This is a genomic window from Amycolatopsis sp. NPDC104863 (genome assembly GCF_055582965.1).
Window position 1 is genome coordinate 1,078,983 of sequence record NZ_JBVJOW010000002.1, and the last position, 10,885, is coordinate 1,089,867.

The window sequence follows — 10,885 nt, forward strand, 5'->3', positions numbered from 1 at the left end:
CGGCCGCCACTCGGCGGCCGGGACCGTTTCACCGACCGGAAACCGGCCCCAGCTTCTGCTCCAGATCGTTCAGAATGGCGTGCACGGGGGCCCAGCAGAGCATCACACTGTCCGCGTCGAACCGCGGCTGCTCCGACATTTCCTTGTTGGGATGGATGAAGTTGCGGAAATCGCGCACCCGGTGCGCGAAGGTTTTCGCGTCCAGCTGGATCCAGTCCTTGGCGTGCGCCGTGTCGATGAGCAGTTCCAGGGTCGCACGATTGGGCTTGATTCGCTGCTGGTCTCGCCGGGGATCCGGAAAGCCGAGAGTGCCGATCTCCGCGTCCCGTTCGGTCAGCACGGTGAGGAGCAGACCCTCGACAAAACTGCCGATGCCGATGATCGCCATCGTGTAAGCGCCGCCCGACTCGCAGACCTGGGTTTCTTCCACCCGCCGGCTCAGCATCTCCACCGCACCGGCATCGTCGATCAAGGCATCCAGCCGCTTCCGGAGATCGGGTGGCACGCTGTACCTCGGCTGGTCACCGTCCGCGGTGAGCTCCCCGAGTACCGGCCGGCCGCCGACCGAGGTGACCACCAGTCCCTCGGGAGCCAGCTTTTCGTTGACCACCGCACGGAATTCGCCGGCGGTCACCGCGCCGTCGTCGTACTCGATCGGATCACAGACCCGGCAGATCAACCGCTCGATCGCCGGGCGGTCGTCCTGGCGCTCCGTAAGCTGCTCACGCAGCCACGGCACCCGCGGTGACCCGTCGTACTCGGGCGGTTCCGGCCAGCCGGACCCTCGCAGCAGCTCCTCGAGCTGGTATCCCTTCCGTTCGTAGGGGCCTCCCATGTCGACGATCACGTCGGCCAGCCGGTCGACGGTCCGCGGGTCCAACGGGAACATCAGTTCTCCTCTTTGTCGGCGAGGTGCTGCGCGATCTCGATGGCCCGGCTCAGCGCCGCGACGATGCGCGGTCCACGGCGTTGGAAGCCCAGCTCGGCCATCACCTGCCGGAGCCGCTCATCGCGGTCGAGCAGCAGTCCGTCGCTCATGTGCCAGCGGCAGATCTCGATGAGCTGCCGCTCGGTGTACTCCTGGATCTGCAGTCCGGCCGGGACCCGTGGTCGTGGTCCTCGGACCGCGGCGGGCGGCGGGGCCGCGGGACGGGGTGGTGACGCAGGTTCCGGTACGGCAGCCGGCGCGTCGGCCGCTGCCATCGCCTGGTGCCAGGCCACGACGATGTTGTCGGCCTCCTGCGCCGGGTTCGCGAACCACGCCGATGACCAGACGCGGTGGAACCGCCAGCCGAGGTTCTCCAGGTGCGCCTGGCGGAGCCTGTCCCGATCGCGGGCGCTGTGAGACTGGTGGTAACGGTGTCCATCGGCTTCGACAGCGAGCACCATCCGACCCGGGTGGTCCCGGTGCTCGAGCGCGAAGTCGATGCGATAGCCCGAAAATCCCCACTGCGGGTGAACCGGGACACCCCGTTCGACGAGTGCGTCGCGAATCGAACTCTCGAACCCGTTCAAGGGCAGGTCGTCGGGCCGGCCGACATGGTCGATCTGGAGGTGGGTCGCGAAATCCAGGTAACGGCGAAGTAGCTCGGTCCCGGTGACTTCGTCCGACGGCGTGAGGTCCGCATGGCTGAACGAAGCCACCACGGTCATCCGCCGTTTCGCACGGGTCACTGCGACGTTGACACGCCGCTCGCTGTCCTTGCGGTTCAGGATGCCGAACGCCGTGCGGTTGATCTTGCCCGTCGCCGTCCGGGCGACCCCGACGGTGAGAATGATCGCGTCCCGCTCGTCACCCTGGACGCTCTCCAGGTTCTTCACGAAGAAGCGGCGACCCAGCTCCTGCTCGTCGGAGAAGAATTCGTCGAGGTCGGGTTGCTCCCGGCGCGCCTGCATCAGGCGCTGTTCGACCCGGGCCTGATGCTTGACGCCGGGTGTGATGACACCGAGGCTCTCGTGGGGCCGGTTCCTGGCGTGCTCCATGATCAGCTCGACAACCCGATCGACTTCCGCCGGAGCGGAGCCGTTCTGCCCTGGCGATGCCTCGCCGTCGACGGTGACGAGCGTGACCGGGGTATCCCGCTGCGCACCGGGGAACGTCACGAGGTTGTCGCGGTAGATCTCCCGGTTCGAGAACGCGATCAGCCGTTCGTCCGTACTCCGGTAGTGCCAGCGCAGCATCTCGGTGGCCGGCATGATCGGCCGCAGAGCGGTCAGGATCGATTCGTAGTCCGAGAGGTCACCTTCGTCTTCGTCGTCCTCTTCGTCGATCGAGATGGCTCGGTCGAAGAAGTTCGACGGCGGCAGCTGCTTCTCGTCCCCGGCCACAACGAGCCGGTCACCGCGCATGATGGAGGTGATGGCGTCGTGGGGACGGATCTGGCTCGCCTCGTCGAAGATCACCAGGTCGAAGAGCCGCTCGGCGGGAAGCATCCGGCTCACCACCAGCGGCGACATCGCCCAGCACGGCCGCAGCGAAAGCAGCACGTCCGGGGCCTTCTCGACGAGCTTCCGGGTCGGCATGTGCCGTGTCTTCAGGCTCGCCTGCTTCTTCAGGATTTGCGCCTGGTCCGGGTAAGTGTCCTGGGCTTCACGAGCGCGCTTGGCCACCTGCCTGCGGACCCGCCGCGCCGCGGTCGCGAAGTGCTCACGATCCGCCGCGCGGAAGTCGGCCGCGGCGCGGCTCTGCCGCTCGGCCACGAACTGGCCCAGTGCCGGGATCCGAAGCTTGAAGTCGTCTTCGATCGACGAGAGCCAGATGCGTTCGAAAGCACGCCAGGCGTCGTCGGGCCGGAGGTTCCGGCCCGCGATCTCGGTGAGCAGCGGCTCGAGACCAAGCCGGCGGAACCGGTCGAGCAGCTCGTTGAGCCGCGGCATCAGGAACAGCATGTCCTTGTCGTCGGCCAGCGCCTTGAGCCGCTGTTCCACTTCGGGTGCGGGTCCGGCGTCCAGGTCCGGCCACTGGGCCGACATGGCCACCGCCGCGAGCTGCCGGCGGAGTTCGCCGTAGTCCCGCACCACGTGGTCCAACCCGATGATCTCGGCCGGAGCGACGTCCTGGCCACCGAGTTCCCGCCATCGCTGCCGTTGCCCGGTCACGGCCGCCAGAGCCGCGTGCAAGGCGGCTTTCTTGACCAGCCCCGCCCGCGACATCGTCCGAAGCTCCTTGACGAGTGCCCGGCGCCTGCCCCAGGACAGTTTCTCCGGATACCGCGCTCGCGCCGACCGGTCTCCGGTCGCCTGGACGAAGTCGTCCAGGCGGGTTCCGAAGATCTCCGGCCCGAAAGCCTGGACACTCTGGGAGACGCCGTCCAGCAAGTGAAGCACCTGATCCCAGGCTGCGAAGTCCTGCGGTTGCCGCAGGCCTACCCGCGCCACAAGCCGGTGCATGCCGTACTGGCTCCGCTTCAGGGTCTGCCCGGCGACCTGATCGAGCTGGACCAGCACCGCTTCGGCCTCGTCCGCGGTCCTGACCTGCGTATTGCACCAGGGCGTCTCACGACGAAGAATCCGCAGCCCACCGGCTTCCACGAACTCCTGGAGCGTCTCCTCGATGTCGGCGACAACGGCCGCATTAAGCGCACGCAGGTGATTGCCCCGGAAGGCCCCGCGAATGTCCGAGCCCGGCGGCAAGTCGAGCAACCGGCTCCGGACTTCGTACGCGCTCAGGTCCCACGGCTGCCGGCGAGTGTGCAGCTCGTGTGCGTGTTCGAGCAGCCGGTGCCGGGCGCCGAGCAGGCGGCCGTGCAAGGCTTCGACGTCGACCGGCGGCTCCTTGGCCACCCGATCCAGGCTGCTGGCCAGCTGCTGGGCGACTTCTCGCTTGTTGATCTTCCGCTGGTGCAGGTCGAACATGAGACCGTCCAGCTCCACGGCGGCCAGCCGGTTGAGGACAGCCTCGATCGCCGCTCGCTTCTCGGCGACGAACAGCACCTTTTTGCCCGTCGCCGCGGCTCCCGCGATGATGTTCGCGATCGTCTGGCTCTTCCCGGTTCCGGGCGGCCCCTCGATGAAGACGTGCCGGCCGGACAGAGCGGTCATGATCGCCCGGTGCTGTGAGGAGTCGGCGTCCTGGACCAGGAACTCATCGGCGGGCCGCACCGAGTCGACCGCGGGCGGGGCGTACTCTCCCGCTCCGGCGAGGGACTCGTGTGCTGGGGCGAACCCGGCCATGGCCGCGACCAGGTCGTGTGAGGCCAGCAGTTCGGTCGCGCTCGCCAGATCTTCCACCATCGGCAGCTTCTCGTAGTTGAAGGTGCCGACCACTACGGCCGGCTCCAGCTGCAGCTCGATCCCGTGCGCCGCCGCGACCTCGGCGAGCCGGGCGTGCGCCAGCTCCACCTGGGTCGTGTGATCCGGCGTCCCGTCGATCACCTGCGTCAGCCGGTCGGCCAGTCCCTCGCTGTCGACTCCGTGCTGCTCGTTGAGCGCGTGCAGCAGGACGGGGTTGAGCTCCGGTTCGTCCGTGAGCTCAAGCGTGTAGTCGCTTTCCGAGGTCGTCCTCGTCTTGAGCACGACCGGCCGGAGCAGGAGAGGCGCCCGCAACGCCTGCACCGGCACCGCGCCACGCCGCGGGCCGGGGGTGGTGCGAACCAGCCCGAACGCGACGTGACCGACGTCGACACCCTGCTCTTCTTCGAAGAGCTGGATCCGCTTGCCGAGGCTTTTCGCCCGGCTGCAGGCGTCCTTGAGCTTCTCGGCCTCTGGTACCAGCTTGCTCAGCCGGACCTTGCCGCCCGCTACGAGCTCCGCCAGGGCTGCGGGCTCGGCCGTCGTCAGATCGAGGCAGCCTTGCTTGGTGTTCTTGAAAAAGAGAAGCGTGTTGCGGTAGCTCAGATCGATGAGGTTGCGTCGCCATTCGGCCGCCTTGACGGCCACAGCGTCAACGCGGCCGGTGTCCAGCTGCGCGGTCATCCTGCGTCCCCTCGCCAGAACGGTGTGCTCGACCAGACGTGACCAGCACGTGAGGGCCCGCCGTTCTGAGACGAGCCCTCCAGCATGCCAGAAGATCTTTCCGAACGGAATCCACTCGATCGGTGGATGTCACGCATGCTCGCCCCTCGCTCCTTTTCCGGCTCCCGGGCAGAGATCGTTTACCGGGACACGCCTGTCACGACTTGGCGGCCAAACCACCCGGATGGCCGCACGAGACGTGATCTAGCCTGGGCCGATGACCACCGCCGACGAACTGCTCGGCAGGCTCGCGGGCCTCGACCGGGCCGGGCTGGCGAAAGTGCTGGCCCACCGGCCGGACGTGCTCCAGGAGCCGTGGCCGCGCCGGCTCGACGTCGTCGCGGCGCGGCTGGCCGAGCCCGAGTCCGTGGACGGAGCCCTGCTCGCGTTGCCGCTGCCGCACGTCCAGGTCCTGCGCGCCTTCCAGGTCTGCCAGGCGATCGGGCCGGCGTCCGTCGCCGACGCCGCCCGGTTGCTCGGCGCCGGCCCTGGCACCGTCGAGTCCTTTGTGGACGAACTGGCCGAGCGGGCGCTGGTGTGGCGCGACGACTCCGGCGACGTGGTCCTGCCGGATCTGCTACAGCGCACCAGCTTCCAGGCCGAAGGGCTCGGCCCGCCGCTGGCCGACCTGCTCGAGGAGCTCGGCCGGGCCCGGATCGGGCAGCTGGCGCGGGCCCTCGGCCTGCCGGACGGCCGCCCGGAGCTCCTCCGGTTCTTCCGTGACGGCGACCGCGTCCGCGAGCTGTTCGCCACGGCGCCGGAGCCGACGCGGAAACTGTTGCGGGACATGGCCGCCGGCGTCCCCGAGGTCGAGGGGATGGCGCCGTTCGACAGCACCGGGACCTGGGCGTTCGACCACGGTTTCCTCTTCGGCACCTACTACGGCAGCACGGCGATGCCGCTCGAGGTGGCGCTGGCGCTGCGCGGCCCGGACCACCAGCTGCCGTTCACGCCCCACGAGCCGCAGTGTCCCGTCACGCAAAGCGGGCTCGAGGCGGTCGAAGCCCTGTCATCGGCCGCCGCGCTGCGGTTCCTCGACCGCGTCTCGGCGATCCTCGACCTGGCCGCCGCGGAGCCGTTGCCGCTGCTCAAGGACGGCACGATCGGGGCCCGGCTGGTCAAGAAGCTCGCCAAGGACACCGGCGGCACGCCCGGCGAGATCGAGGTGGCCGTCGACCTCGCCGCGCAGGCCGGGCTGCTGGTGGCCGACGAGCCGCCGATCCTGCGTCGCGGCCAGAAGGCGCCGCCGCCCACTCTCGCGCCGAGTCCCGGCCTAGCCCGGCCCGCGCCCGCGTTGCTCTACCGCTTGCTGCTGAGCACCTGGTGGGAGCTGCCCACCTACGAGACCGATGTGGCGACATCGGTGCGCCGCGCTGTCGTGCGATTGCTGGCGCGGCTCGAACCGGGCGGCGCGATCGCCGACGTCGGCGAGCTCACCCGGCTGGCGCGGTGGCACGCGCCGATGCTGCCGACCGAAGACTTCGCCGGGCACGTCCAGGACGCCGTCGCCGAAGCCGAGCTCCTCGGGGTCGTCGCGCACGGCGCCGTCACCGCGGCCGGCCGCGCCCTGCTCTCGGAAGAGCGGTTCGTCGAGGTCACCGACGAGCTGGTGGCCCGCGCGCGGACGACGGCGTTGTTCGGCACCGACCTGACCGCGATCGTCCCCGGCTCCCCCGACGCGCGGCTCGCGGCGCTGCTGGACCGCGTCGCCGACCGCGAGGCCCAGGGCGCCGCGACCAGCTGGCGGTTCGCGCCGTCGACCGTCCGGCGCGCGTTCGACCAGGGCGCGACGGCCGCCGAGCTGCTCGACGAGCTGGCCGCGATCGCCACCGGCGAGCTGCCGCAACCGCTGGTGTACCTGGTCAACGACGTCGCGCGGCGGCACGGTGAGGCGCAGGTGCTCGACGTCGCGAGTGTCGTGGTCGGTGAACCCGCGGTGCTCGCCGAGCTGGCCGCGCACCGCAAGCTCGGCAAACTCGGTTTGCGCGCCGTGGCGCCGACGGTGCTGACGTCCACTGTGGACGCGTCCGGCACGCTCGAGGCGTTGCGCGAAGCCGGTTACGCGCCGACGCGGCACGCGGCCGACGGCAGCATCGTGCTCCCCACGCGGGAGCAGGCCGAGCCCGAGGTCGTCGTCCGCGACGCCGAGCCCGCCGACGGGCCGCCCGATCCCCTCGACCACGCCGACCGGCTGCTGGCGGCCCCGGCGATCGGCCCGGGCCTGCTGCGCGGGCAGCTCGCGCGGGTGTTGAGCGACCGGTACGCGGGCCGGCTCACGCCCGCCCAGCAGCAGCTGTGCCGGCAGCTCGAAGCCGGGCTCCCGGCGGAAGTCGGCTACCGCGCGGACGGCGGCGAAGCGACGCGGCTGGTGATCGCGCACCCGGAGCTCGACGGCGACGTCCTGGACGTCTGGTCGCTCGGCGACCGCGCGTACCGCCGGCTGGCGGTGGCGCGGATCGACCTCACTCAGGCTTCGACGGCGGTGAGCCGCGCGTAGACCACGACGTTGTCGAGGTAGTTGCCGCTCGACCGGTCGAACTCCCCGCCGCAGGTGATGAGCCGCAGCTCGGGATCGGCCGTGTCGCCGTACACCTGCTCCGTCGGGAAACCGGCCTTCGCGTAGCGGTCGACGCGGTAGACGGTGAAGACCGTCGTCCGGCCGTCCGCGAGGCCGACGCGCACCTCTTCGCCGTCGTGCAGCTCCTTCAGCCGGGAGAAGGCGCCGGGCACGTGTTTGTAGTCGACGTGCGCGGCCAGCACCGCCGGGCCGACCTCGCCGGGTGACGGCGCGCCGGTGAACCAGCCGACCGTCTTGGCGTCGCCGGGGACTTCGAGCTCCCCTTGCGGGGTCAGGCCGAGATCCTTGATGCCCTGGGCCGCGACGCCGATCGCCGGGATGGTCAGGGACGCGGGTTTCGCGGCCGGCAGCCCGGTTTGCGTCGCGACGGCCGGAGTCTCCGGCGGCCCGCCGATCGGCGAGGGCTCCGGCAGGCGCGCTGCCGGCGCCGAGAACGCGAAGATGAGGGCGACGACCACAACCGCGCCGAACGCGGCGACGACCGCCGTGACCGCGGGCCACAGGCGCGGATGCCTCAACTCGGCCGCCGGCGCAGGTAGAGCACCATCCCGCCGGACGCCGCCGCGGCGAGCAGGGTGCCGCTGAGCACGAGGAAGGCGGGCGCACCGTCGTCGGGCTCACCGCCACCGGTCGCGACGCCGCCGACCGGCTTGACCTTGACCTGGCCGCCGGTGGTGGCGGGCTTCTTGGTGGCGGTCGACTTCGGGACCGTGTGGGTCTTCGTGGTGGTCGACGGCTTTTCGGAGGTCGCCGTGGTGCTCTGCTGGCCGCGGTGCGGGAGCTTCTCGCAGGCGATGCCGTCTTTGTCGTCGTCCAGGTGGTTGGGGTCGCCCGGCGTTGCGTCGAGGACGGCCTGGGCCTCCTCCTGGTAGGTGAAGTCCGAGCAGTTCTTGTCCCCGGCCGGGGCGGCCTGGGCGAAGGGGACGGGGCCGAGGAGAGCGAGCCCGGCAACGGCGGCAGCCGTCGTCAGGGCGCGACGAAACAAGGACACCGGAAGTCCTTTCGAGGGAAGAATCGGGGATGAACGCGGCGGTTGGTGCCGCGATTGCGTGGTTACTATCGTGACGCCGTCAAGGCTGTTACGGACTATTCCGGAATTTCGGAAATGCCAGCGCCCAACGAAAAACGGGCCGTTTCGTGATTCTTCCCCAGTGGCCGTTGACCTGCGGAATCAGCGCCGGAAATACGTACCGGTGAGAATGTTACGGGTCCGCGGTCACACGTTGGGGTACTACCCCGTAACCTCGGGGTATGCCGATCCAGGTGCTGCTCGTCGACGACCACGAGGTGGTCCGCCGCGGACTTCGCGACCTTCTCGGCGACGAGCCGGACATCGAGGTCGTCGCCGAAGCCAGCAGCGTCGAAGAGGCGCTCGCGGTGGCGATGCACGTCGAGCCGGAGGTCGCGGTGGTCGACGTCCGCCTCGGCGACGGCGACGGCGTCACGCTCTGCCGCGAGCTGCGGTCCAAGCCGAACCCGCCGGCCTGCCTGATGCTCACCGCGTTCGACGACGAGGAGGCGATGGTCGGCGCGATCATGGCCGGCGCCGCGGGTTACCTGCTGAAACAGGTGCGCGGGCAGGACGTCGTGAACGCGGTGCGCGAGGTCGCGGCCGGCCGGTCGCTGCTCGACCCGGTGAGCACCGCGCGGGTGCTGGACAAGATGCGGCACCCGCCGACGGACGAGCTGGCGACGCTGACCGAGCGCGAGCGGGACGTGCTGGAGCTGATCGGCCAGGGCCTGTCGAACCGCGAGATCGCCGAGCGGCTGTTCCTCGCCGAGAAGACGGTCAAGAACTACGTCACGTCGGTGCTGGCGAAGCTCGGCATGCAGCGTCGCACGCAGGCCGCCGCGTGGATCGCGCGCCGGGAGAAGTGACTCCGCGCGACGATCACGTCCGCAAGCCGCCGTTCGCTGCGTCCTTTTCAGCCGTCGTCACGGACCGCCATCTCGATCGCCGGTAAACCGAGGCTAGATTCACTCGAACGTGAGTCGAATATATGTTCGACAATTCGGTAAGATCCTTCCCGAGGGCGAGGAAGGGAGGCTTGGATGACCCGAGAAGGGTGAGGCCGAGTCAGTCGAGAGGCAGGTCGAACGCGACGAGCGTGCCGAGACTGGGCGAGGAGTTCAGGAAGAACTTCCCGCCCGCGGCGTCCGCGCGTTCGGCGAGATGACGCAGGCCACGGGTGGCGACGCCTTGGGGGACACCGGAACCGTTGTCGCGGACACGGAGTTTCACGCCGCCGGAGTCCCTGGTCAGTGTCACGCGGGTTTCGCTGGCCCCGGAGTGTCTGACCACATTGGACAGTGCTTCGCGCAGAGCGGCCCGGATGTGGTCGGCCCGTTCCGCGGGGACGTCGGCGAATTCGCCGGACAGTTCCAAGGTCGGTGGGTAACCGAGAAGCTCACCGGCGATCCGGACCTCGCCGCGCGCCGACTCGGCGAGGTCGGCGGGCGTGCCGGTGTCGTGGCGAGGCTCCGGCGACCGCAGCGCGCGCACGGTGCCCCGGATCTCCTCGATGGTCTGGTCCAGCTGGTCGATCGCGTCGGACAGCCGCGCGCCATCGGCCTGGGCGAACCGCTTGCGCATGTTGCGCCGAACCCGGTCCAGCTGCATCCCGGCGCCGTAGAGCCGCTGCACGATGACGTCGTGGAGCTCGCGGGCAATGCGTTCACGCTCTTCGTACAGAGCGACGCGGTGACGAGCATTGGCGCCTTCGGCGAGGGCCAGGACAACCCCGGCTTGAGCGGCAAAGGCGACAAGCATCTCGACGGTCCCGGCGGAGAAGGGCTCACGGCCCTGCTTCCGGTAGACGGTCAGCGCCCCGAGAACCCGACCCCCCGAACCGAAGGGCGCGGCGGCGAAGGGGCCGTAGCCGTGGAGTTCGACGGGGACGAAGGGCGCGGTCCGGGGGTCGACGGTGAAGTCGGCACTGGCCACGGGTTCCCCACCCCGAGCAACCCGGCCGGCGGCGGAGTCGGCGGGGAGGGAGAGGCCACGGAGAGACTCCCCGGCTGCCACGCCCGGCTGGGCGGGCTGCGGCCCGGGAGGTGAACTCGCGTGGCCGGGTGCTGGGCTGGCCGTGGTCGATCCTGGGTTGGCGCCCAGCTCGGCGGCCGCACTGCCTGCGGCTGACCCAGTGCTCGCGCCCGGCTTGACGGCCGAGCTAGCGGTCGCGGCCGCACTCGCGTCCCCGGTTGCCGCGCTGCCCGCCGCGGATTCGGCGCTTGCGCCCGGCTTGGTGACCGAGCTCGCGGTCGCGGCCGCACTCGCGTCCCCGGTTGCCGCGCTGCCCGCCGCGGATTCGGCGCTTGCGCCCGGCTTGGTGACCGAGCTCGCGGTCGCGGCGG

The 10,885-nt window shown here is 70.2% G+C and carries 8 protein-coding genes; 3 read left to right on the top strand and 5 right to left on the bottom strand.

The genetic code is table 11. The features are described from left to right. Positions 1-28 precede the first annotated feature (28 nt). Together ACZ63J_RS14910 and ACZ63J_RS14915 are read right to left on the bottom strand one after the other, a co-directional pair. Positions 29-889, bottom strand: coding sequence for a hypothetical protein (locus tag ACZ63J_RS14910; RefSeq protein ID WP_465400938.1), 861 nt, complete (start codon positions 887-889; stop codon positions 29-31). Beyond that, a complete protein-coding gene (locus ACZ63J_RS14915; protein ID WP_465400939.1) occupies positions 889-4,914 on the bottom strand; it encodes an AAA domain-containing protein in 4,026 nt (1,341 codons plus the stop codon). The genes ACZ63J_RS14910 and ACZ63J_RS14915 overlap by 1 nt, the downstream gene beginning before the upstream one ends. 256 nt (positions 4,915-5,170) lie before the next feature. Between ACZ63J_RS14915 and ACZ63J_RS14920 the strand changes: the two genes are divergently transcribed. Further along, entirely contained in the window at positions 5,171-7,450 is a 2,280-nt protein-coding gene (locus tag ACZ63J_RS14920; RefSeq protein WP_465400940.1) for a helicase-associated domain-containing protein, read from the top strand. Here the strand turns inward: ACZ63J_RS14920 and ACZ63J_RS14925 are convergent. Then, on the bottom strand, positions 7,420-8,049 hold the full coding sequence (locus ACZ63J_RS14925; RefSeq protein WP_465400941.1) for a class F sortase: 630 nt from the start codon (positions 8,047-8,049) through the stop codon (positions 7,420-7,422). The two genes, ACZ63J_RS14920 and ACZ63J_RS14925, sit on opposite strands and share 31 nt — an antisense overlap. Then, complete coding sequence (locus ACZ63J_RS14930; protein ID WP_465400942.1) at positions 8,046-8,522, bottom strand: excalibur calcium-binding domain-containing protein; 477 nt, start codon at positions 8,520-8,522, stop codon at positions 8,046-8,048. The genes ACZ63J_RS14925 and ACZ63J_RS14930 overlap by 4 nt, the downstream gene beginning before the upstream one ends. A gap of 260 nt (positions 8,523-8,782) precedes the next feature. On the opposite strand from ACZ63J_RS14930, the gene ACZ63J_RS14935 reads away from it, so the two are divergent. Further along, positions 8,783-9,409, top strand: coding sequence for a response regulator (locus ACZ63J_RS14935; protein ID WP_465306161.1), 627 nt, complete (start codon positions 8,783-8,785; stop codon positions 9,407-9,409). 199 nt (positions 9,410-9,608) lie between these two features. On the opposite strand, the gene ACZ63J_RS14940 is transcribed toward ACZ63J_RS14935, so the two are convergent. Continuing rightward, positions 9,609-10,556 carry a GAF domain-containing sensor histidine kinase gene (locus tag ACZ63J_RS14940; protein WP_465439480.1) on the bottom strand — a complete coding sequence of 316 codons (948 nt, stop codon included), beginning with the start codon at positions 10,554-10,556 and terminating at the stop codon, positions 9,609-9,611. A 133-nt stretch (positions 10,557-10,689) separates the two neighbouring features. Between ACZ63J_RS14940 and ACZ63J_RS14945 the strand changes: the two genes are divergently transcribed. Further along, positions 10,690-10,885: hypothetical protein (locus ACZ63J_RS14945; protein ID WP_465439482.1), on the top strand; the 196-nt coding region annotated here is incomplete at its 3' end.

What these genes read in the sequence shown, in the direction of transcription:
- ACZ63J_RS14910 (WP_465400938.1), bottom strand. Translation starts at nt 889, where the DNA reads ATGTTCCCGTTGGACCCGCGGACCGTCGACCGGCTGGCCGACGTGATC.
- ACZ63J_RS14915 (WP_465400939.1), bottom strand. Translation starts at nt 4,914, where the DNA reads ATGACCGCGCAGCTGGACACCGGCCGCGTTGACGCTGTGGCCGTCAAG.
- ACZ63J_RS14920 (WP_465400940.1), top strand. Translation starts at nt 5,171, where the DNA reads ATGACCACCGCCGACGAACTGCTCGGCAGGCTCGCGGGCCTCGACCGG.
- ACZ63J_RS14935 (WP_465306161.1), top strand. Translation starts at nt 8,783, where the DNA reads ATGCCGATCCAGGTGCTGCTCGTCGACGACCACGAGGTGGTCCGCCGC.